At 54.0% G+C, this 22,147-nt stretch carries 24 protein-coding genes and 1 pseudogene; 13 read left to right on the top strand and 12 right to left on the bottom strand.

The genetic code is table 11. The annotated features are described in order from the left end of the window. Window positions 1–8 precede the first annotated feature (8 nt). From AC0QKW_RS23040 to AC0QKW_RS23015, 6 genes are all read left to right on the top strand, one after another. Window positions 9–794: an HAD family hydrolase gene (locus AC0QKW_RS23040; protein WP_473153449.1), complete on the top strand. Its 786-nt coding sequence runs from the start codon at window positions 9–11 to the stop codon at window positions 792–794. A gap of 122 nt (window positions 795–916) precedes the next feature. After that, window positions 917–2,824, top strand: a complete 1,908-nt coding sequence (gene glmS, locus AC0QKW_RS23035; protein WP_473153448.1) for a glutamine--fructose-6-phosphate transaminase (isomerizing) — start codon at window positions 917–919, stop codon at window positions 2,822–2,824. A 69-nt stretch (window positions 2,825–2,893) separates the two neighbouring features. Continuing rightward, a complete protein-coding gene (locus AC0QKW_RS23030) occupies window positions 2,894–3,247 on the top strand; it encodes a nucleotidyltransferase domain-containing protein (protein WP_473153662.1) in 354 nt (117 codons plus the stop codon). After that, entirely contained in the window at window positions 3,183–3,479 is a 297-nt protein-coding gene (locus AC0QKW_RS23025) for a HEPN domain-containing protein (protein ID WP_473153447.1), read from the top strand. The genes AC0QKW_RS23030 and AC0QKW_RS23025 overlap by 65 nt, the downstream gene beginning before the upstream one ends. A 491-nt stretch (window positions 3,480–3,970) precedes the next feature. Continuing rightward, a complete protein-coding gene (locus AC0QKW_RS23020; protein WP_473153446.1) occupies window positions 3,971–6,103 on the top strand; it encodes a Z1 domain-containing protein in 2,133 nt (710 codons plus the stop codon). A 97-nt stretch (window positions 6,104–6,200) separates the two neighbouring features. Beyond that, window positions 6,201–7,301, top strand: a complete 1,101-nt coding sequence (locus tag AC0QKW_RS23015; protein ID WP_473153445.1) for a DNA cytosine methyltransferase — start codon at window positions 6,201–6,203, stop codon at window positions 7,299–7,301. Between the two features lie 77 nt (window positions 7,302–7,378). Here the strand turns inward: AC0QKW_RS23015 and AC0QKW_RS23010 are convergent, their stop codons facing one another. The 3 genes from AC0QKW_RS23010 to AC0QKW_RS23000 are packed head-to-tail and all read right to left on the bottom strand — an operon-like array spanning window position 7,379 to window position 8,275. After that, complete coding sequence (locus AC0QKW_RS23010; RefSeq protein WP_473153444.1) at window positions 7,379–7,672, bottom strand: helix-turn-helix domain-containing transcriptional regulator; 294 nt, start codon at window positions 7,670–7,672, stop codon at window positions 7,379–7,381. Window positions 7,673–7,686: 14 nt separating this feature from the next. Then, window positions 7,687–8,013 carry a type II toxin-antitoxin system RelE/ParE family toxin gene (locus AC0QKW_RS23005; RefSeq protein ID WP_473153443.1) on the bottom strand — a complete coding sequence of 109 codons (327 nt, stop codon included), beginning with the start codon at window positions 8,011–8,013 and terminating at the stop codon, window positions 7,687–7,689. Window positions 8,014–8,038: 25 nt separating this feature from the next. Next, window positions 8,039–8,275 carry a helix-turn-helix domain-containing protein gene (locus AC0QKW_RS23000; protein WP_473153442.1) on the bottom strand — a complete coding sequence of 79 codons (237 nt, stop codon included), beginning with the start codon at window positions 8,273–8,275 and terminating at the stop codon, window positions 8,039–8,041. A 102-nt stretch (window positions 8,276–8,377) separates the two neighbouring features. On the opposite strand from AC0QKW_RS23000, the gene AC0QKW_RS22995 reads away from it, so the two are divergent. The 4 genes from AC0QKW_RS22995 (at window position 8,378) to AC0QKW_RS22980 (ending at window position 11,261) form a co-directional block, all read left to right on the top strand. After that, complete coding sequence (locus AC0QKW_RS22995; RefSeq protein ID WP_473153441.1) at window positions 8,378–8,740, top strand: hypothetical protein; 363 nt, start codon at window positions 8,378–8,380, stop codon at window positions 8,738–8,740. 620 nt (window positions 8,741–9,360) lie between these two features. After that, complete coding sequence (locus AC0QKW_RS22990; protein WP_473153440.1) at window positions 9,361–9,726, top strand: hypothetical protein; 366 nt, start codon at window positions 9,361–9,363, stop codon at window positions 9,724–9,726. A gap of 484 nt (window positions 9,727–10,210) precedes the next feature. Further along, the gene (locus tag AC0QKW_RS22985) at window positions 10,211–10,840 is read left to right on the top strand and encodes a slr1658 family protein (RefSeq protein ID WP_473153439.1); all 630 of its coding nucleotides are present in this window, start codon (window positions 10,211–10,213) and stop codon (window positions 10,838–10,840) included. A gap of 49 nt (window positions 10,841–10,889) precedes the next feature. Continuing rightward, on the top strand, window positions 10,890–11,261 hold the full coding sequence (locus AC0QKW_RS22980; RefSeq protein WP_473153438.1) for a slr1659 superfamily regulator: 372 nt from the start codon (window positions 10,890–10,892) through the stop codon (window positions 11,259–11,261). 93 nt (window positions 11,262–11,354) lie between these two features. On the opposite strand, the gene AC0QKW_RS22975 is transcribed toward AC0QKW_RS22980, so the two are convergent. The 6 genes from AC0QKW_RS22975 to AC0QKW_RS22950 all read right to left on the bottom strand — a co-directional run bounded on the left by AC0QKW_RS22975 (window position 11,355) and on the right by AC0QKW_RS22950 (window position 16,988). Further along, window positions 11,355–12,653: an HhoA/HhoB/HtrA family serine endopeptidase gene (locus tag AC0QKW_RS22975; protein WP_473153437.1), complete on the bottom strand. Its 1,299-nt coding sequence runs from the start codon at window positions 12,651–12,653 to the stop codon at window positions 11,355–11,357. A gap of 305 nt (window positions 12,654–12,958) precedes the next feature. Then, a complete protein-coding gene (gene rimK, locus AC0QKW_RS22970; RefSeq protein ID WP_473153436.1) occupies window positions 12,959–13,864 on the bottom strand; it encodes a 30S ribosomal protein S6--L-glutamate ligase in 906 nt (301 codons plus the stop codon). Window positions 13,865–13,870: 6 nt separating this feature from the next. Beyond that, a complete protein-coding gene (locus AC0QKW_RS22965) occupies window positions 13,871–14,368 on the bottom strand; it encodes an ATP-dependent zinc protease family protein (protein WP_473153435.1) in 498 nt (165 codons plus the stop codon). 41 nt (window positions 14,369–14,409) lie between these two features. Then, window positions 14,410–16,119: an alpha/beta hydrolase gene (locus AC0QKW_RS22960; protein ID WP_473153434.1), complete on the bottom strand. Its 1,710-nt coding sequence runs from the start codon at window positions 16,117–16,119 to the stop codon at window positions 14,410–14,412. Between the two features lie 18 nt (window positions 16,120–16,137). After that, a complete protein-coding gene (locus tag AC0QKW_RS22955; RefSeq protein ID WP_473153433.1) occupies window positions 16,138–16,632 on the bottom strand; it encodes a low molecular weight protein-tyrosine-phosphatase in 495 nt (164 codons plus the stop codon). An 11-nt stretch (window positions 16,633–16,643) separates the two neighbouring features. Then, window positions 16,644–16,988 carry a YbaB/EbfC family nucleoid-associated protein gene (locus AC0QKW_RS22950; protein ID WP_473153432.1) on the bottom strand — a complete coding sequence of 115 codons (345 nt, stop codon included), beginning with the start codon at window positions 16,986–16,988 and terminating at the stop codon, window positions 16,644–16,646. A gap of 356 nt (window positions 16,989–17,344) precedes the next feature. On the opposite strand from AC0QKW_RS22950, the gene AC0QKW_RS22945 reads away from it, so the two are divergent. Together AC0QKW_RS22945 and AC0QKW_RS22940 are read left to right on the top strand one after the other, a co-directional pair. Then, window positions 17,345–17,662 carry a DUF1825 family protein gene (locus AC0QKW_RS22945; protein WP_473153431.1) on the top strand — a complete coding sequence of 106 codons (318 nt, stop codon included), beginning with the start codon at window positions 17,345–17,347 and terminating at the stop codon, window positions 17,660–17,662. Between the two features lie 14 nt (window positions 17,663–17,676). Then, entirely contained in the window at window positions 17,677–18,996 is a 1,320-nt protein-coding gene (locus AC0QKW_RS22940; RefSeq protein WP_473153430.1) for an ATP-binding protein, read from the top strand. A gap of 39 nt (window positions 18,997–19,035) precedes the next feature. On the opposite strand, the pseudogene AC0QKW_RS22935 reads toward AC0QKW_RS22940, so the two are convergent. The 3 genes and pseudogenes from AC0QKW_RS22935 to thrC form a co-directional block, all read right to left on the bottom strand. Continuing rightward, window positions 19,036–19,322 (bottom strand): annotated as a pseudogene (locus AC0QKW_RS22935) (VOC family protein); the annotation flags it as partial. 55 nt (window positions 19,323–19,377) lie between these two features. Then, window positions 19,378–19,653 (bottom strand): MoaD/ThiS family protein, encoded by a 276-nt coding sequence (locus AC0QKW_RS22930; protein WP_473153429.1) that lies wholly within the window; start codon window positions 19,651–19,653, stop codon window positions 19,378–19,380. Between the two features lie 89 nt (window positions 19,654–19,742). Then, window positions 19,743–21,047 (bottom strand): threonine synthase, encoded by a 1,305-nt coding sequence (gene thrC, locus AC0QKW_RS22925; RefSeq protein ID WP_473153428.1) that lies wholly within the window; start codon window positions 21,045–21,047, stop codon window positions 19,743–19,745. Window positions 21,048–21,457: 410 nt separating this feature from the next. Between thrC and ntcA the strand changes: the two genes are divergently transcribed. Continuing rightward, window positions 21,458–22,129, top strand: a complete 672-nt coding sequence (ntcA, locus tag AC0QKW_RS22920; RefSeq protein WP_473153427.1) for a global nitrogen regulator NtcA — start codon at window positions 21,458–21,460, stop codon at window positions 22,127–22,129. Window positions 22,130–22,147: the final 18 nt, after the last annotated feature.

The following is a 22,147-nucleotide window of genomic DNA, read 5'->3' as shown; positions in this document are numbered from 1 at the left end:
GCTTTTCTGTGGCTAATCCCGATATTTTGGCCCTCGACTTTGACGGCGTGGTCTGCGACGGCCTGCGGGAGTATTTTCAAACGGCGTGGCGGGTCTACAGCGAGGTCTTTGAACCGGGGGCTGAGTCGCCCCCGGAGGATCTAGCCGATCGCTTTTACCCCCTGCGGCCCGTGGTCGAGACCGGCTGGGAAATGCCTCTGGTGCTCTACGCCCTGCGATCGGGGGTGGCCGATCGCGAAATTTTGGCCCACTGGCCCGATTTAATTCCTCAGCTGCTGGCCCAGGCGGGGGTAGAGACGGCCACCCTGGGCCAGGCGGTCGATCGGGTGCGCGATCGCTGGATTCAAGCCGACATTACCGACTGGCTGAGCTACCAGCGGTTTTACCCCGGCGTGCTCGATCGCCTGCGCCAGGCTGTGGCCGACGGGGTCGAGCTGGTGATTGTTTCGACCAAAGAGGGGCGCTTCATTCAGCAATTGCTGGCTCAGGCGGGGCTAGACCTGGCGGGCGACCGCATTCTCGGCAAAGAGGTCAAACAGCCCAAGTACGAGACCCTGCGCCAGATTCAGGCAGCCCAGCCCGCTGCCACCCTGTGGTTTGTCGAAGACCGGGTCAAGGCCCTGCAAGCGGTGCAAAAGCAGCCCGACCTGGGGAATGTGGCTCTGTTTTTGGCCGACTGGGGCTACAACACGGCGGGCGATCGCGCCCTGGCAACCCCCGACAGCGGCATTCATCGCCTCACGCTGGATCAATTTTGCAGCCCTTTGGCTAGCTGGGTGGGTGCGTCTGTCTAGGCGATCGCCGGGGTTTAAGGTTCGTACTGTTGACACCCCTAAGCCCTCTAGCAGCGTGTATCCTAGAGAGTCAGTTTGACACGAGCACTTGCACCCCCGGCGATCAGCCAAGGAGACAGCGTATGTGTGGCATTGTGGGATACATTGGCACCCGGCCCGCCGCCGACATCTTAATGGATGGCCTGCGTAAGCTCGAATATCGCGGCTACGACTCTGCTGGCCTCGCCACCGTGCTCGAAGGCGAGCTGCACTGCGTGCGCGCCAAGGGCAAGCTGCAAAACCTGCAAGACAAGCTCGACGGCGAAGAAAACCCCGCTCGCCTCGGCATTGGCCACACCCGCTGGGCCACCCACGGCAAGCCGGAAGAGTACAACGCCCACCCCCACCGCGATGGCTCGGGCCGCCTGGCCGTGGTGCAAAACGGCATCGTCGAAAACTATCGCGAGCTGCGCGAAACCCTCAAGGCCCAGGGCCACCAGTTTGTCTCCGACACCGATACCGAGGTGGTGCCCCACTTGATCGAGTCGCACCTGAGCCAGCTCAGCCCCGACGACACCCAGGGCAAATCATTGCTACTCGAAGCCACCCGCCGCGCCTGCCAGCAATTAAACGGGGCCTTTGCCCTGGCGGTTATTTCCGCCGACTTCCCCGACGAGCTGGTGGTGGTGCGCCAGCAGGCCCCCCTGGTGATTGGCTTTGGCCAGGGCGAGTTTTTTTGCGCCAGCGACACCCCGGCGATCGTGCCCTACACCCGCGCTGTGCTGCCGATGGAAAATGGCGAACTGGCCAGCCTGACGCCGTTGGGGGTAGAGGTGTACAACTTTGCGGGCGATCGCCAGCGCAAGCACCCCATCACCCTGAACTGGAACCCGATCATGGTGGAGAAGCAGGGCTTTAAGCACTTCATGCTCAAGGAGATCTACGAGCAGCCTGGCGTGGTGCGCACCGCCCTCGAAACCTACATCAACAGCGCCTGGACGGCGGACAGCACCAGTACCCCCCTGTCACCCATTGCCCTGGGCCTGCCCGACGCTCTGCTCGACGGTCTAGAGCACTTGCAAATTGTGGCCTGCGGCACCAGCTGGCACGCCGCTCTGGTCGGCAAGTACCTGATCGAAGAATTGGCCAATCTGCCGGTGATGGTGCAGTACGCCTCGGAGTTTCGCTACGCGCCGACGCCGCTGATTCCTAACACCCTGACCATTGGCGTTACCCAGTCGGGCGAGACCGCCGACACCCTGGCCGCCCTGGAGATGGAGCAAGAGCGGCGGGCCACCCACCCCGACCCCCGCTTTGCCCCCCGCATGGTGGGCATCACCAACCGAGCTGAAAGCTCGCTGTCGCGGCTGGTGCCCCACATCATCGACACCCACGCGGGCATTGAGATTGGCGTGGCGGCGACCAAAACCTTCACCGCCCAGGTGATGGCCTTTTACTTTTTGGCGATCGATCTGGCCTATCGTCGCAAAACGCTGACGGGCGATCGCATCGAAGCGATCCTGAACGGTCTGCACCAGCTGCCCGCCTACATCGAGCAGGTGCTCGAAAGCCAGGAGCGCTATATCGAAGAGCTGGCCCACGAGTTTAACGAGACCCAAGACTTTATCTTTTTGGGTCGGGGCATCAACTTCCCCATCGCCCTCGAAGGGGCGCTGAAGCTGAAGGAAATTAGCTACATTCACGCTGAGGGCTACCCAGCGGGCGAAATGAAGCACGGGCCGATCGCATTGCTCGATGCCAAGGTGCCGGTAGTGGCGATCGCCATGCCCGGCAGCGTCTACGACAAGGTGCTCTCTAACGCCCAGGAGGCCAAGGCCCGCGACGCCCAGCTGATCGGCGTGGTGCCGATGAATGACACCGATGCCCAGGAAACCTTTGATCGCCTGCTACCGGTGCCCGTGGTGGATGAGCTGCTGTCGCCGATTGTGGCGGTGATACCGCTGCAACTGCTGGCCTACCACATCGCGGCGCGGCGCGGGTTGGATGTTGACCAGCCTCGTAACCTGGCCAAAAGCGTGACGGTAGAATAGGGAAAACCCATCGCTGAGAGGTTAGGTGTGGTTGCGATTCCAACTCTAACACCGCAGTTGCTGGAGCAAATGACGGAGGCCATTGTGCAAGCAGTGGCCCCAGACCAGATTGTGCTGTTTGGCTCGCAGGCGCGAGGCAATGCAGGACCGCACTCGGATGTGGATTTGCTGGTGGTGACGGCAGAAGGGTTTGGAGCACACCGCAGCCGACTTAGGGAAATAACCCGCATTTCAAAAGCGGTAGGCAAGTTTGGTATACCGACGGATATTTTGCTCTACAGCCAGCAGGAGGTAGAGGATTGGAAGGGCAGCCGCAACCACATCACAACTAGGGCTTTGCAGGAGGGGAGGGCGATCTATGAACGATGTGGATCAAGCCAAGATATTGCTGAAAGCGGCATTGAGGGATCTACGCGCCCTTGAAGGAATGCGGGATACAAGTGTGTTTGCCGATGAAATTTTTGGTTTTCATGTGCAGCAGGCTACAGAGAAATGTTTCAAGGCTTGGATCGCAGCTATTGGAGAGATTTATCCATTTATTCACAATCTAGGGGTGTTGCTGCGATCGCTGGAGGAGAGGGGCTACAACATTAACCAGACAGAGATGGATGGTGCGATCTCGCTAGAGAATCTGATTGCAGGAGCCTATGCCTAGAGCATTGGTAGTGCGCCAACTGCTCACATCATCTGCAGGCTAGAAACCAACATTTTTTTGCGTGCCATTCCGAAAATGCTATGGTACGCTTGTATTAAGACAGTTTGAACTGCACCTGCGAAGGTTTTCAAGAGTTTTTGGCTAATCTTTAAACCAAATCCAAGTCTAGAAGTAGAGTTTTGTCTGTGGGCAAGCTTCAGATCCTGAGATGAGCCTAGCTCGAAATCCAGCTAGAGATATGCTGAGGTGAATATGGAAACACTTTCTTATGTCAATTAGGCAGACCTAAGCAATCAGTATAGTAAGCTTCCGGGGTCTAAGGTTATGTTGATTAAGCTCATCTACTCAGAAATTGTTTAAAGAACCGGATAAAGAGTCGGGAAAAACTTAAAATGCTGCCTAAAACTTCAGCATAATTAGGGTAAATTTTTACAAGTCTTACTTTAGATATATCAAGCAAGTTAATTTGAAGTTACACAAGGGATTTTAACATGAAGAAAGTTTTGACAGAGGACTATTGCATTGATAAACTTTTGCGTCAAATAGAAAGAAAACTTAACCCTGAAACCGCAGAAAGCATTAAGAACGTTGCGCAGCAAATTGTTGCCAATTGTGTGGATGTTTACGAAAAAAAATTTGGCGAAGGCGACGTTGGCATAGATGGCTCAGGAGTAGTTAAAAATCTTTATAATTCAATTATTCCAGATGAAACCACAGGATTAATTTATGGAAAGGTTCAAAGTGGTAAAACTGTAACTACAATCGCTGCTCTGGCGATGGCTTCAGCCAATAAATTTAAATGTTTTATCGTACTTACTTCAGATAATACATGGCTTGGAAAGCAAACCGCAAGTCGATTTAGAAATGAGCTAGATGGTGGCCCAGTTGTATTTGACTGGGAACAATGGAAAAAGAATTCTAAATCCTTTGGGAAGGATTTGAAAAGTTATATTAAGGACACCGGAGTCGTTTTAGTGTCGACAAAGAACATTCGACATTTAGAGTCGTTGCTTGAAGTTCTAGATGAGGCTGAGGCCAGGCAAGTTCCAAGTCTTATTTTTGATGATGAGGCAGATAATGCGAGCTTGAATACCAATCAAGCCAAACAAACAAAAAAAGCAGGAGTTCCTGACAGTTCAATATTTGATGTGATCGGGAGAATACGCAAAGTAATTCCAAATCATATTTATTTACAGATTACAGCTACTCCACAAAGCCTTCTTTTGCAGAGTTTAGATCATCCTTGCAAACCTGCCTTTTGCATTTTATCAAAGCCTGGAAAGGGATATATGGGAGGAGATCTTTTTCTAGACGATGATAGCCCATATCATTGTTTGTTCGATTCCAATGAGCTCAACATTCTGAAAAGAGGAGTGATTCATCCATCAGACTCTTGGGGAATTCCAAAGGGCTTGAGGCTTGCGTTATGCTGCTTCTTTCTTGGGGCAATGGATAAAATGAATCGCTCTGACAATTCAGAAGAAATTTACTCTTGCTTAGTACATATTTGCTACAAGCGGATTAGTCACGCAAATATTGAGGCTATAATTAGAAACTTCGTCGTTACATTGGATCAGTCTCTGAGACAAAACAGAACCGAAGAGGATGAATCAAAAGCAATTGAGTATCTTCAAGAGGCATATATAGAACTCAAAAAGACTGCTCATAATAATATTTTTGAATTTCATACTTTAGTTAATGACCTAAAATATAAACTTAGAAATGCAATACCCAAGGTAATAAATGCAGATAACCCCAACAAACAACCTGATTATAATCCAGGAATGAATATCTTAATTGGAGGAAATCGTCTTGGGCGCGGAGTAACTATAGAAGGTTTAATGATCACTTACTATGGTCGTGATGCAAAACAGAAGATGATGGATACGGTCCACCAGCATGCACGTATGTTTGGTTACAGAAAAAAACTCCTCGACGTAACTCGTCTATTTGTTCCACGAAATATATTCGATGATTTCTCAGCGATTCATGAATCCGATGAGGGTATGAGAGAACTCATTGGGGATAATCCTAGTGATCTTAGAATTCAACCTGTATGGGTTGGTAAAGCTCTTAAGCCAACAAGAGCAAATGTTCTTGACCCAACTGAAATTAGTGCATTTACCCCAGGTGTTTCAACTTTTCCTCGTAATCCTATGTATAAGAAAGGAGAAGTACAAGCACATACAAAAGTATTGAACTCATTGCTGTCAGATTTCACTGACGAAAAGACTTACTACGAAGTCAAAATAGAATTTCTTATTGAACTCCTAAGCCATACGCCTTCACGGCCAGTTCAAGGTTATGCTTGGGAAGACAAAAGAGTTAAGCAAGCTCTTCTAGCCATGCAAAGAGAAGGCATACTTGTTGGGCGTTTAAATGTGCGCCGAGGAGGGGGTGATGGGTTAGGACTTACTCGAAGGGAGTCATGGGGCAAAGATGGATTCTTTACAAGCTCTTGGATGAGAACTGCAAAGAAAACTTATCCCGATGTTCCAACCCTAATTCTTGGGTATGAAAAAGGCGAAAAAGAAGGAAAGGACTGGGATGATCAACCGTTTTACTTGCCCACGCTTGTTTTTCCCAGAAATAAATTTGTCTTTATGTTTAATTATTCTGACTGAAATGGTAGATAGGACACTATTTTCCAAGCTCTACTAAACTGAAACTCTTTTTCAATGATATACTCTTATGTTGATTGTATATCATTGAGATACTGTAGTGAATGATTATCTATCCCTACTAGACTCAAAGCTTAGAATTCCTAAAATAAGGTCGACTGAAAAGTCGGTATCTATTTTTACAGGTGGTGGTGGACTTGATCTCGGCTTGACGGCTGCCGGCTTTGATATCGGGTTTGCCTGTGACTGCGAAGCAGTTTATTGCGAAACGATTCTTACTAATTTTCCTGAATGTAGAGTATGCCCCAAGGATATAACCAAGATAGGTAGTGCTGATATCGTCTCTGAGATTGGAAGTGCAAATTTTGAACTTCTGTCTGGAGGATCACCATGTCAGTCTTTTAGTATATTAGGTCAAAGAAAATCCTTTGATGATTCTAGAGGAAGGCTTGCTTTTGACTTTATTCGGTTAGTTAATGAACTCAATCCTAGGGCTTTTTTATTTGAAAATGTTCCTGGAATACTGAACCTCAATGGAGGTAGTGATTGGGATAGGCTTTTTGCAGAGTTTAATAGTACTGGTTATAAAATTTACAACCAGGTTCTTAATGCTGCTGACTTTGGGGCTCCTCAGATACGAAAGCGCGTTTTTGTTGTCGGTTTTCGTGACAGACATTACTTCCAATTTCCTCGTCCTCTTTACAGAAATCCTTCCGATCAAAGCAGTCTTCTTGATCCCGATCTTCCGTCATGGTTTCCAGCAAAGCTTGCCTTTGAAAACATCAAAGGGTTGCCAAATAATGAGATTCGTTCGCACGGTGAAAGAGTAACCCAGAGGTACAAAAATGTACCTCAAGGTGGTCGTGATTCTGTTGATCACACAAATAGAATTGACCCCAAAAAGCCTGCTGGAACTGTTTTAGTTGGCTCAAAATCTGGTGGTGGCAGACCTCATATACACCCTTACATGCCAAGACATATTACGGTTAGGGAAGCTGCAAGGCTTCAATCATTTCCGGACTGGTATATTTTTCAAGGAAAGCAAACATCTCAGTACAGGCAAGTTGGTAATGCTGTGCCTCCATTGATGGCACTAGCTCTAGGTAATGAAATAAGGAAAGCTTTAGATAAATATACTGAAAACAAGCCTTTTGATGATCAAAAAAATATCCATAGCGTGAGTTGGGATCTGGCAGTTTAATTAACTTTAGAAACTAAATACTTAATACCTCCGACCATCGGTTGCTAGGATAATAGTAGACACTTTTCAGTACACGGCTAAGCCGCCTTAAACTCAAGTGTTAAACCAACCGCGCTAAGCACCGAGATCAACGTACTTAGAGTGGGGGCATCTTCCCTGTCTAAATCTAGCACTTGCTGCAAATCATCTGTCTCATTTAAGTTGGCCTCGGTGCCGCGCCTTGCTTCAACAACATCTCTAAGCGCCAGCATAAACGCTGCGGTATCGCCATCTTGCAACGTTTCCTCTAAAGACGCTTTCAAATAAAGTGCTGCATAATCTGGGTCTGCAAGCTGAACCAACAAGTCACTTTTATAGTCTCTAACGGGCATAGCTAGCCTTCCCCCTATTCATCAAGATACTCAGCCCAGAATTGTTGCGCCGCCCTGATATCTCTATCTTGCTGCTTTTTCGTCCCCCCAGTCAGCAACAGCACAACCTGCTTACCCGCCAATCCATAATAGATCCGATACCCAGGGCCAAAGAACAAGCGCAACTCATAAACCCCAGCTCCAACGCCTTTAAAGTCGCCGAAGTTCCCCAAACGTAGGCGGTTAAGTCGAGCGCTGATCCGTGCGCGCGTTTGAGCATCAAGGCCCTTGAACCATTCATCAAACGGGCAATCACCCCCACCCGTGACATACTTCTCAAGCTTCCATTCCTCTTGGCCCATAGACACCCCTGAACACAAACAATCTTCAAATATCTTTGACCTCGTTGCCCAGATAGCGTTCTACAAAAGCTTTAGCTGCCAGAGGCTGTAACGTTTTCAAGGCTCTGACGATATCTACAATCGTTTCGCCTGATGGGTCGCTCTTTTCATTTGCCCATCGGTACACGCTGTTGCGTTCAATATCGAGAGCCGCCGCAAGGCTGTATTGGCTCACCTCAAACTCCTCAAGCACTTGCCTGAGCACCTGTCCTGCTTTTCCCATGCCTTCATGGTGTCAGACCAGCCAAGGCACGTAAACAACTGATCTGTTGACGGCAACTAATTTGTTGACTATGATGCCAGTCATCGTTTCTGTTGACATACTATGCGAAACCATCCTCCAACAGGCTCAGGGCAAAATTCAACCCCCGCCGCCCGCTACAATGCCCGCATCGTCACCCCCGCCTCTGTCATAGGTGCAGAGTCAGCCGAGCCGAGCCAAGTCCACCTCGAACTCACCCTCAAACTCCACAGCTACCCCCACCCCGATCGCGAACCCGTCAAAATCCTCGTCATCGGCAGTAAGCGCTCGGTTAGCTCTATCGTCGTCGCCCTTCACCAGCTCGGCTTTGCCGAAATCTTCGAGTGGACAGACTTTCTGAGCGCACCCAATGCCGATAGGCCGTTTCAGTTCCAACCTGGCGAAGTTATGAAAGCACTGGTGAAATTTTTACCTCGAAAAGAGTAGCGAGCAGAAATTAGGCCCGGCTGTCTGGGCGAGACAGCCGGGCCAACCACACAACAATACTAGAAACACGTTCGCCTTAAACCCTCTACCTAAGCACTTAGCCCTGAACCACAGCCACGATCGCCTCCCTCCTACCAGCGATCGCCCATGCCTTAAGGCCTAACACATAGGCAAACCAAATTAATGCCTACTGATTAACGGCTAACGAGTTCTCCGTAACGGCTAACCAACTCTGCTCAGGCATAAATTAGTTCTCGTTAGCAGCTAATGGGGTCTCTGTAGTCACTAACGAGTTTTGCTTAAGGGCAAAGCAGTTTGACTCAGCCGTCAGTGAGGTCTCAGTAGGTCTGAGCCAGTGCTTTATCCGCGTTAACACCTAGGCATGAGAGCGTATAGCCCAAACAAGCGAGGCTATTTTTTCTTTTTCAAGACATTAAGCGTAAAACTACAGAACTTTTTTCACCCTATTTAAAGAGTTCTCGCTCCCTGCATAAAGCTTCCATATCCCCTCAGCCCATCAGGAGTTTTTTAAAACCCAGGCGTCAACTCTGAACTCAAGTTGATCACCCGGTCAGCTCCTCCAGTTCTCTTATTCAAACTCCCAAGGAGTGAGTACCATCATGGCTCGTGCAAAACGTACATCTACCGCGCTACAAAAAGCAGAGCGTCGCGCTTCCGGTATGGGGTCTATCAAACCCAACCTCGACATGGGTAACGGCATGACCCTCTCTTCATTTTGGTTAGCTATCGACGATATGCGCGATCGCCAGAAAAAGTACAACGAACTTCTGTCCACCGTCGATCAGCTCTACAACGAGATGCTAGACGCCGAAAAAGCCCTGGCCGAAAAATCTGAAAGAATGCTGAATGCCGTCGCCGTAGTCTATGGCCGCAATAGCTCTGAATATGAAATGGCGGGCGGCAAGCGGCGGCCTGAGCGGCGACGGTCTAGCCAGTCTGCCGCTGTTCAGCAGTCAGTTGCTTAGTCACTTCACCCAAAACCAAGTCAGTTTGAGGGGCGATCGCATGGCAGTATGCGATCGCTTCTTTCGTTGAAGGCCCTGGTTGATACTCAATGGGTTAATGGTGGGCAGTGGGCCGATCGCTTTACCGTCCAAAAGCCCTCTATAAAATCGTCAGCCGACTCACCCGCTTTGAGATAGTCAAAAAGTGTGGCGCACCTCAGCATGGGCGATCGCTCGCGAGTCTGGTCAAAAACCGTCTAGGCCTCACCCAGTTTGCTCAAGGTGTGGTCTTCGCCGTCGGGTAAGATGATGCGTAAGGGCGCTGACAGCTAGGGCACTCAGGCTACCTGAGCAGCTTATATTTAATTTCAACTGCCTGCTTAATCACCGTCAAACAACCTACGTATAAGCGGTAGCCCTCTGAGAGAAGGTTTGGGCCTGTGGGCAACGTTTGTCAGGCAACGAGATTCCTGACTCTGTCATTTGAGTTTATTGAAATCAACCTATGAGTCTTACGCTTTCTCTAGATCAGTTTGGTCGGTTTATCGACTCTCCAGAAAACAGCAAAGAATACCTGACCATCAGCTTTTCGCCTTCGGCTTCGGCCCGTCAGCAGCGGTGGCGCAACTATGGGCTATCGGCAGATTTTTTAGGCGATTACTTCGCTACATTTTTTCCGGGCAGGGCTAAAGCATCGGGCACCATAGACGATCCGCTGCACGACGATCTCATGCAGCGCGACACCGTGAGAGCGGCAATTAGCTACATCGCCAACGAGCTGCTAGAAAATGCGATCAAGTACCACACCGAGCGATCGCAGGATCCAATCAGCATTTCCCTATTTTTGTACGAAGACTATATTGTTTTTCAGTCATTAAACCTGGTAGAACCCGTTCCCGCTGAGCAATTCAAAGGATTTATTCAAGATATTCTAAACGCTGACGATATTGATACAGTCTTTGCCCACCAGCTAGAGCAGGCCGCTATGGGGCAAGGAGAGTCACACGTGGGCTTTTTGACGATGATGTGTGACTACGGCGTTGAGTTTGGCTGGGGGTTTAAGCCCAGCCCCGACCATGGCGATCTGATTCAGGTCGATGTACAGGCCTACCTCAGTCTAAAGGCGGAGTTTTAAACCACCCTCCACCCCGGCTAACCCTGTCGAGATGATCTATTCTGACGCTATGCTTTCTGTCAATATGATCGAAACCGAAGACTACCGCGTGTACCACCAGGCTGAAGCATCCACCATTGTGCTGGAAGGTTTTTTGCGCTTAGACGGCATGGCGGCCTACCAACCAATTATGGATTTGCTGCTCGCCGCCGCCGAGGGCGAGGTGTGTATCGTCGACTTACACCAGCTAGAGTTTTTGAATAGCTCAGGCATCAGCATGCTCTCCATGTTTGTGGTCAAAGTGCGCGATCGCGGTACCACTCGCCTCAGCTTTCGCGGCTCTGAGGCCATTCTCTGGCAGACGCGATCGCTCAAAAACCTCAAGCGCCTCATGCCCGCCCTCCAGATCGAAATGCTGCGGCCCCAGAGCAGCCCCGACTGAACCCAGCCACAAAAAAGGCGCGATCTAGCGATCGCGCCCCCTGCATCGGCCTTCCCCTAAAGAGAAGGCTGGGTAGATGCATAACTGAATGCGCTACTGGGCCGGTAGGTTGCCGGGGCGCACCGTCAGGGTCTGCTCGCGGCCATTGCGTCGCAGGGTGAGCGACAGGTCTTGCCCCACGCTAGAGCCCTCTACCGCCTGCTGCACAGATCCGCCGTCCTTCACCGGCTGGCCCTCAATGGCGACAATCACATCGCCCGCCCGCAGACCGCTCTGGGCCGCAGGAGAGTTGGGCACTACCGTGGCAATCAGCACCCCTTCCTCTTCATTGACCTCAAAGGGGCTGTTGGGATCGCTGTTGATCTGCTCCTTCATCTGGGGCGACAGGCTGACCATTTGAATGCCCAGGTAGGCGTGCTCAACCCGGCCATTTTGGATGAGCTGGGCGCTGATCCGCTCCACGGTGTTGATGGGAATGGCAAAGCCCAGACCCTGAGCGCCCTGAATAATGGCGGTGTTGACGCCGATCACTTCGCCGTTGAGGTTGAGCAGCGGGCCGCCAGAGTTGCCGGGGTTGATAGCCGCGTCGGTCTGAATGAAGTCTACCCGCTTGTCGGGCACCCCCACCTCGCGGCTAGAGCGGCCCGTAGCGCTGATGATGCCAGCGGTGACGGTGCTGTCGAGACCGAGGGGGTTGCCAATGGCGATCGCCCATTCTCCCGGCTGCAGTTGGTCAGAGTCGCTGATTGACACCGTGGGCAGGTCGCTGGCCTCAATCTTGATCACGGCAATGTCGGTGACCGAGTCGGCCCCCATGACTTGCCCGGTAAAGGTGCGGCCATCTTTTAGCGTCACCTGCACTTCATCGGCTCCGGCTACCACGTGGGCGTTAGTAATGATCTGCCCATCGGCAGAGCTAATAAAGCCCGAGCCCACTCCCCGCTGCACCTGCTCACCCTGGGGTATGGGCAGGTTGTTGCCAAAAAATCGGCGAAAGTTGGGGTCTTGGAACATGGGCGGCAGGTTGGTCTGCACCGTGCGGGCCGCATCGATGCGCACCACCGATGGCCCCACCTGGCGGACAATATCGGCGATCACATTGGGGCCGTTGACCGAGGGGGCGATCGCCACGCGGTTGTTTTGCCCGGCAGGGCTCTCTTCACGCTGGAAGGCGTCGGGCTGAGGTGCGCTCTCTTGAGTCTCGTTTTCGCCGTTACCCCAAAAGCCGTTGTCCCAAAAGACATCGGTGGCTGTCGGGCGACTGGCCGAGGGCTGCATCACGGCGTTCAAAGCTTGGCCCCCAGCAGTGGCGATGCCCGCCCCCAACAGCACCAGCGCCACTGACTTGGCCAGGGGGCTACCAGAAACGCGACCAGAGTCATTCTTATCCATGTGTTGTACCTTCTTTTAGCTCTCGCATGATATTTACAACCATAGGTCTATGGTATGGCGGGGCCATGGCGAGGCCATGGCAGAGCTGTGACACTTTGCCAGCAGGGGGTTGTAGCGTTTGGCAGCGGGGGCGGTTCTCACGATCCTAGGGTTCGGTCTTCAGGGTTGCAGTGAGCTGGGCTAGCTTAAATTCGACCTCACGCCGTGAGGCCAACAGAGAATAATTTTTGGCAAACAGACTGCTCATCCCCTCCTGGGAGGGGCAGGGGTGGGTTCACCTGGGAGGGGCAGGGGTGGGTTCACCCCTAGTACTTAATGCGATCGCGATCCTTATGGGGGGCGGCATATTTGACCACAAAGTCGATGATCTTGCCCGCCACATCTACATCGGTGGCTTTTTCAATGCCCTCTAGCCCCGGCGATGAGTTGACCTCCATGACCACGGGGCCGTGGTTCGATCGCAGCAGGTCAACCCCAGCCACCCGCAACCCCATGGCCTTAGCAGCGCGAATGGCAGTGCTGCGCTCTTCGGGGGTGAGGCGAACCTTGGCCGCCGAGCCGCCCCGGTGCAGGTTAGAGCGAAATTCACCCGGCGCTCCCTGGCGCTTCATAGCGGCCACCACCTTGTCGCCCACCACAAAGCAGCGAATATCCATCCCCCCGGCTTCTTTGATAAATTCCTGCACCAAAATGTTGGCATCCAGCCCGCGAAAGGCTTCGATCACCGACTTGGCCGCCTGCTGAGTCTCCGCCAGCACCACCCCAATGCCCTGGGTACCCTCTAAAAGCTTGATCACCAGGGGGGCACCGCCAACAATATCGACCAGGCCGTCGATGTCTTTGGTGGAATGGGCAAAGCCCGTCACCGGCAGACCAATGCCCCGGCGAGCCATGATCTGGAGCGAGCGCAACTTGTCGCGCGATCGCGAAATCGCCATAGAAGTATTGGCCGGAAACACCCCCATAATTTCAAACTGCCGCACTACCGCTGTACCGTAGAACGTGTTTGACGCCCCGATCCGGGGAATGACCGCATCGATATCGATCAGAGGCTTGCTCTGGTACATCACCTTGGGCTGGTGGGAGGTGATATTCATGTAGCAGCGCAGATGGTCAATCACCTGCATTTCGTGGCCACGAGCTTCGCCAGCTTCCTTCAGCCGCCGGGTCGAGTAGAGAGCGGCATCCCTCGATAAAATCGCGATTTTCATAGCGCCTTAAGGTAAGTCTTGGGGAGAGGCAGAGGTGTGACCATGGGAGGCCGGCGGTTGCCCCGGCAGAGGCTGGAGGTACGATCGCCCTGGGTCTACCAGATATCGTCGGCGCACGGCCTGGCGTCCCAGCAGCATTCTAAAGCCCATCTCATCACGGTTAGTCAGAGTTAGCTCGATTGCCCATAGGGCTTCCCCTATCTGCACAAAGGCTTCTATCACCGGGCGTCGCTCGGCCTGCCCACCAGAGTTGCGTACTAGGCGCTCCTCTAGCAAAGTGGCTTCGGCAGTCACTATATAGTCGTCGTTGCGCTGCATCGGGTGGGCCTGAAAGCGCACCATGGCCATGCCGTCGCGCTCAAAATGCTCCAGATCAAAGGCGTGCAGGGCCGAAGACCGCGCTCCCGTATCAATCTTAGCCTTGATCGCAGTCACGCCGAGGTCAGGTAGCGAGACCCATTCTCGCCAGCCAATAATTGCACTGGTTGCAGCAGCAGAACCCATATTACCTTTGAGAGCATAGCAGTACAGGGGACGGTCTTATCCTAGGGGGAAATGGGTGCAGGTTGGCTGTGGTCGAGGCTTTCCTCCGCCTGCGGCAGGGTTGAAGCGTTGACTAAGCTGAGCGGGTAGAGGGTCTCACTCAGGGCAGCGGCAAAGGCCGCGCTGAGGGCGGGCTGAAACCGCTGATCGCCCTCTAGGGTGAGCTTAAAGTAGGCTAGCCCGAGTACCTGCATGTGAGCCCAAACCAGCTCAGGCCGCAGACCAATAATCTCGGGGGGAATGGGCAAGGGCTGATCGCCGACAGCCACATCGCCAATGGTCGAAAAGTGGGTGCCCTGGCTGATCAACAGCAGGTAGCGCTGGGGCACCGTCAACCAGCTAAAGGGCTCTATTTGCTCAGGAAAGGCCGGGGCGACGGTGTCGGCAGTACCACCCACCACCATGACGGGCACGTCAATCTGGCTGTAGCCGCTCGGGCCAAACAGCTCGCTGCCAATGGGGTTCATGACAAAAATGGCCTTTACCCGTTCATCGGCCAACCCCCGACCCGGATCGCCCACATTGACCGCCTGGCACTGCAACAGCAGCGACGGGTTAAAGGAGAGGGTGCTAGGGGGGCAGGCCGTCGCCAATCTGGCCACATCAAAGGTGGCTCCAGCTAGGGCCAGGGCAGTGTACCCGCCAAACGACTGACCGATGACGCCGACTCGGCTAAAGTCTAGCTGTCTCTGCAACGGCGAGGGGTTGCGGTTAAGGCGATTTAAGGTGTCGAGGGTGAGAGAGACATCCCTGGGTCGGCGCAAAAACTCTTGGTCTTGAACGACTTCACCGGACAATCCGGTCAGCAGAGCATAGAGCTGCTGGTCATTGCTGCCAAAGTGCTCTAGGGCGGCAACCGCTATGCCCCCCGTGGCCAGGTACTCGGCGAGGTAGGCGTAGCTGTCGCCGGTGCCCCCCAACCCATGGGAAATCACCACCAGAGGAAAGCCGCCCACTGGCCTTCTTCGCCCTCCAGGCTGAGCCTGGGGCAGGTAGATCTGCACAGGGCGAGGAAGGCCCGGCACAATGACTTGCAGACGCTCAACGCTGTACTGACGCTCTTGCTGCACCAGTTGCAGCAAGGCCTCGGCATCGACCGGGGTAGCCGCTGCCTGCTGCTGAGCCAGGGTCTGCACCTGGGCAAAGGCTCTCTCCGACTGAAGAATGGCCTGGTTAATCTCCTGGGCGATCGCCAACCCCGCCCCTATATCAATCCGGATAGCTACGGTGGGGTAGGTCTTGAGCACGTTGATCAGAGTAAAGCCACCGTTGGGGTCAGCAGCCGCTAAAATCAGGGCTCCCCGCAGGGCTTGCACATTGGCCTGGCGCACTGGCGTTTGCACAACGCGACCGACCTGTTCTAGCAATAGCACTCCCTGATCGGTATAGAGAAACTGGGCCACCGCTACTGGGCTAATGGTGGCGGGAGTGCTGAGCACCTGCCGCACCTGGCTGAGCTGTTCGTCAGAGAGCCGTAGCTGTTGACTATAGATTTTGAGCTGGGGAGTCAACTCGCCCGTGGTGGCAAACCGCTCCAGATCGGCGATCGGAATCGATCGCTCTAGCACCCCAAGCCCCACCAGCAGGTTTTCAGCGGCATGCCCCGGTGCCATTGCCCCCAGGGCCGCGATCGCACCCAGCACAAACCCTACCCCTCGCCGCCAGCGCCAGAGGGCCAATTTCAGGGTTGCGGTCGGGGTAGAGCGAGTCAAGATCACAGGAAATGAAGGTTATCTGTCGGTAGCACCCGCAATCGAGCGATCTAAAAGCTCGTCTAGCAGCCCCTCGCAGGCGTCAAACAGCAGCTCAACCACGTAGTTAAAGCCCTCTGGCCCGCCGTAGTAGGGGTCAGGCACCTCTCGATCGCGGTGGGTGCGGCAAAAATCGCACATCAGCCGCACCCGATCGCGGTGGCGACCCACGGGGTCGAGGGCGACGATGTCGCGGTGGTTTTGCCGATCCATCGCCAGAATGTAGTCAAAGCGATCGAAGTCTGCGGCTTTAAACTGCCGCGCTTGCCCCAGCAGCTCAACCCCGTAGGTCTTTGCCGCCTGGGTCATGCGGCGATCGGGAGAGCTGCCAACGTGGTAGCCAGCGGTGCCCGCCGAGTCGCAGATCACCTGACCGGTCAGCCCTCGCTGCTGGATCAGATGGTTCATGATGTTTTCGGCCGAGGGCGATCGACAGATATTGCCCAGGCATACAAACAAAAGCCGGGTGGTCATGACTCTAGAGCCTAGAGACCAGGCAGGTTGAGGCCACCGGTCAGCAGCTCCATGCGTTCGCGCATAGTAGCGGTCGATTTTTCGTAGGCGTCTTTCATGGCTGCGGCCACCAGGTCAGAGAGCACCTCGGCCCCTTCGTTGAGGGCGTCGGGGGCAATGGTGACACCCCGGGGCTCCTGATTGCCGCTCATGACTACTTTCACTAGGCCGCCGCCCGACTCACCTTCGATCTCCATATTTTCCAGCTCTTCCTGGAGCTGTTTGGCCCCTTCCTGAATCTGCTGGGCTTTTTTGAAGGCCTCGGTCAGCTCCTTCATTTTGCCCAGCCCAAACCCAAATCCTTGACCTTGTGACATGGAGTATCTCTCGAACGTACAGCGCGCTGGGGGCATCAAACGGATGCCGTCAATCAGCTCTACGATTCTAGCGCCCAGTGGCGAGATCGCAGACTAGGTTTGCAGCAGTGGCCAGGGCGATCGCCATGCCCCAGACTCAGTAGGGCGCTGAGTAGGGTTATCTACCCTTTGCGAGGCGCTAATCTTAACCGTAGGCTTTTAGATATAAACCGATCGATACAACTAAACCTCATTCCAGGCCAGAGGTGGAGTTTTGCCTGTGGGAAACCTCCAAGCCCCAGAGCTGGGCTTGGTTATAGCTTCAGGTTAACTACCGGGGTGTAGCGAGGTTGCTCACGTTAGCCAAGCAAAGAAAAATGGGATTTTTTGATTCAGAGATAGTTCAGCAAGAGGCTCAGCAGCTGTTTCAGGATTACCAATCGCTGGTGCAGCTAGGCGGCAACTACGGCAAGTTTGACCGCGAGGGCAAAAAAATGTACATCGCCCAGATGGAGGCGATGATGGATCGCTACCACATCTTCATGAAGCGCTTTGAGCTATCCGAAGATTTTATGGCCAAGATGACCGTCGAGCAGCTCAAGACCCAGCTGGGCCAGTTTGGCATGACCCCCGACATGATGTTTCAGCAGATGCAGCAGACCCTAGAGCGCATGAAGGCTGAAATCAAGGAATAAGGAAAAGCAATTTTATGGCAGAGTTAGCCGCCGTTCAGGGTGAGGTGCAGCGCTATCGCCAGCGCATTGACAGCCTGCTGATCTACAGTAACGTTTTTGCCAATTCTCTAGGGATCGCCTTTGTCTCGTTACTCGATGCTTTGATCGATGGCGATGCCTCCCTTAGTCTGAAAGCCTACAGCCGCTGGTTTAAGGGGCTGGCGACGAGCGGCGCTGGGTGGGGTGCTTACCTGCTGCAACAAATGGCCTACGCCGACAATGCCTTTACCGATCAAGCCCAGATTCTCAGCTCCGAAGATCTGCCGATCGTCTTGGTTCAGTCTGCGCGCCACGATTTAACCCAGCTTCAGGCAATTTACGAGCTGAGCGGCGATCGCGTTGCCGAGTGGGTACAGACCATTGCCCAACTGCCCGATCGCCCCGTGGTTTGGGCGGTTGCAGAGCCTGCATCGCCGCTTTTAGATTTCCCTTTGACCGCGCCATGGGCCGACGCAGCGCCCGAACTGGCCCAGCACTATCGCCGCTATGGTGCTGGCATCTTCGCCCAGTACCGTGCGTTCACCTGGCACAACGGCACCCTGCAAGGTATTGCCGACCCCGACCCCATTCGCCTTGACGGGCTCACCGCCTACGACCATCCTCGCCAGCAGCTGGTGCAAAATACCCGCGCTCTGCTCAAGGGCTACCCGGCTCTCAACGTGCTGCTCTACGGCAGTCGCGGCACAGGCAAATCGTCTCTGGTCAAGGCCCTAGTGAATGAGTATGCCCCCCAGGGGCTGCGGCTGGTAGAGGTCTCTAAAGCCGAACTGACGGCCATGCCTGAGATCGTGGGGCAACTGCGATCGCGCCCGCAAAAATTCATTATTTTTGTCGATGACCTCTCCTTCGAGGAGGATGACGACACCTTTAAGGCACTCAAGGTCGTGCTGGAGGGGGGCACCGTGGCCCGACCCGCTAACGTGGTGGTCTATGCCACCAGCAACCGCCGCCACCTGGTGCGCGAATATTTCAGCGATCGCCCCCGGCCCAGCGATCAAGACGAGGTGCAATCTTGGGACACCATGCAGGAGAAGCTGTCGTTTAGCGATCGCTTTGGCCTGACGCTCACCTTTGAGCCTGCCGATCAGCCGACCTACCTGGCGATCGTCCACCACCTGGCCCTGCAGGCCAGCATTTCTCTGCCCGAGGACGATCTAACCGCCCGTGCTCTCCAATGGGCTACGAGGCATAACGGGCGATCGGGGCGATCGGCCCGGCAGTTTATCGACTGGCTGGTGGCAGACCTGGCCCTAGGTGACACCCTCACCCCCCTTCCAGGTCCAGATTCTCAGTGAGGGCCATATCCCAATAGCAGGCTTCGATCTGGTGGCCAAGGCGTGCATCGCCGCTTTGGTCGGGGCCACAAACGCTCCATGGGTGCCATTTCCCACCGTATCCGTTTGATTGTCCTAGGGAGTTTGCATCCAAAACTCAGGGTAGACCCTGCCGTCGGCCACGGATCCTGGGTGCTCCATATGCGCTGGCAGCCTAAGGTCGGTAAGACGCGGTTGTAAAGGGCCACAGCCCGCTCAAAATCGTTGGTGCCACCGGAAATGTGAAGGCAATGTCTAAACCAGACGGCTATCACCAAACGTTTAACCCGCCCCGCACAATGAGCCATAGACTCTGCGCGGGGCGGGTTAGTTTGGGCATAGAAATTTTGAGCCGTCTAACGATCAGCCCCCAGCTACCGCAGGCACAATGCTGACCTCGTCGCCATCGCTAAGGGCAGTCTCTTTGCCGTCAAGAAAACGAATATCTTCGCTGTTGACGTAGAAGTTGACAAACCGGCGCAGCTCACCGGCATCGTCACACAGGCGGGCCTTAATGCCGGGGCAGGTGCTCTCCAGGTCGTTCAGCAACTCAATGATGGTGCCACCGTTGCTCTCGATGGTGGCCTGGTCATTGGTGAATTTTTGCAGCGGGGTAGGAATCAGAACTTTTACAGCCATATCAGTTGAGTCAAAATTTGGGAAGGAAGAAATAAACCGTGTAGGTGGGCCTTGCCCACCCTACGATGCTAAGCCAGCAATCTGCCCCCTTAGACTGGGACCTGCTGCCACTCTAGGCGACCCAGGGTTTGAGAGCGCTCTAGAGCCCGCTCAAAGCTGTCGAGCTTGGGCTCGATGGTGAAGGGCTCGCCGATATAGCCCTGCACCGCCTCTTGGGTCTTGAGACCGTTGCCGGTGATATAGACCACCGTGGATTCATCGGGGTTGATTTTACCGGCTTCGACGAGCTTTTTGAGCACCGCAATGGTGGTGCCGCCAGCGGTTTCGGTAAAGATGCCCTCGGTCTCGGCCAGCAGCTTCATACCGGCGATGATCTCGGCATCAGTGACTGACTCGATGTTGCCGTTGGTCTTGCGGGCAATGTCGAGGGCGTAGATGCCATCGGCGGGGTTGCCGATCGCAATAGACTTGGCAATGGTGTTGGGCTTCACCGGGGTGACAAAGTCGCGGCCCTCTTTAAAGGCCTGGGCAATGGGGGAGCAGCCCTCGGCCTGGGCACCGCTAAAGCGCACGGGCTTGTCGTCCACTAGGCCAACTTTTACAAATTCTTGGAAGCCCTTGTAAATCTTGGTAAACAGAGACCCAGAGGCCAGGGGCGCAACAATGTGGTCGGGCAGACGCCAGCCCAATTGCTCAGCCACCTCATAGCCCAAGGTTTTAGAGCCCTCAGAATAGTAGGGCCGCAGGTTGATATTCACAAAACCCCAGCCGTGGGTATTGGCCACCTCAGAGCACAGGCGGTTGACCTGGTCATAGTTGCCCTGTACTGCCATCACTGTGGGGTTGTAGATCAAAGTGCCTAGCACCTTGCCCGCTTCCAAGTCGGCGGGGATAAACACACAGCAGTCGAGACCGGCATGGGCCGCGATCGCCGCCGTCGAATTCGCCAGATTGCCTGTGCTGGCGCAGGACACGGTGGTAAAGCCCAGCTCCCGCGCCCGAGTCAGCGCCACCGACACCACCCGATCTTTAAAGCTCAGGGTGGGCATGTTGACGGCGTCATTCTTTATATAGAGTTCTTTCAGGCCGAGCTGTCGTGCCAGACGATTGGCCCGCACCAGCGGGGTCATACCGGTACCCACATCGATGGGGTTGCTGCCTTCTACGGGCAGAAAATCTTTGTAGCGCCAGATCGACAGCGGCCCCGCCTGAATGGTCTCGCGGCTCACCCGCTGACGGATAGCGTCGTAGTCGTAGGCCACCTCTAGGGGGCCAAAGCACACGTCTTCGCAAACATGCTTGGCACCTAGGTCGTAGGTCTCACCGCACTCTCGGCACTTAAGCGATGAGAATGTCGACGTTGTAGCAAGGGAGCGTTCGATGGACTGAGTCATGGCAACTTCTCTAGGGCTGGTCGGCAGGTGGCAGGCATTTAATCAATTGTGCAAACCGTAACACTGAGTACAATACCTCGTCAAACATACCCGACCAAAAAAGTCGGGTATAGCCAAGATCGCCTAATACAAGGCCTTGGCCTGCTTTCTGGGGCTAGTGGTGGGCAGTGAGCGAGAAAAAAGACTAGAAGAGATTAAAAAGTATTTTCTTATACAAACTCTCTCGGGTCAGTTGAGGTTAAGTGATTTAAAGTCATGGAACGTTTGCATTACTCCATGTGCCAGCCCAGTCACGTTGCCCTATGCTTATTGCCCAGTAGTGCTCTGTACTGCCGGTCTGGCTATGGTTGTAGCCGTGTTGATGAGTATGTCGGTGCAGGTGGTTTCTATGATGCTCTTAGCAGAACGTTATGGTAGTGACCCAAGATAAGCCCCTTGCTAACGTTTTTCGCCAGCTGTCGGGAGGATCCTTTCCCCCCGTAGTTGAGTCCTATGAGCGTGGCAAAACCATTTTTTTTCCTGGTGATCCGGCTGAACGGGTCTACTTCTTGCTGAAGGGGGCAGTCAAGCTGTCTCGCGTGTACGAAGCTGGCGAAGAGATCACCGTTGCTCTGCTGAGAGAAAATAGCGTATTTGGCGTGCTGTCGCTGATTACGGGCAACCGCTCCGACCGGTTTTACCACTCGGTGGCGTTTACCCCGGTAGAGCTGCTGTCGGTGCCCATTGAGCAGGTTGAGCAGGCCCTAGAAGAAAATCCTGAGCTAGCTCTGCTGATGCTGCGGGGCCTGTCTTCCCGCATTTTGCAGACGGAGATGATGATCGAGACCCTGGCGCACCGAGACATGGGGTCGCGGCTGGTGAGCTTCTTGCTCATTCTCTGTCGTGACTTTGGGGTGCCCAGCCAAGATGGCATCACTATTGATCTCAAGCTCTCTCATCAGGCGATCGCCGAAGCCATCGGCTCTACTCGGGTGACCGTTACCCGGCTGCTGGGCGACCTGCGCCAGGAAGGTATGATTTCTATCTACAAGAAGAAAATCACCGTTCACGACCCGGTCAATCTGAGCCAGCAGTTTACCTAGTCCGGTTACCTAGGCATG

The organism is Pseudanabaena sp. PCC 9330, assembly GCF_055795045.1.
Note: the sequence above shows the minus strand (reverse complement) of the source record. Positions and strands in the feature narration are given on the sequence as shown.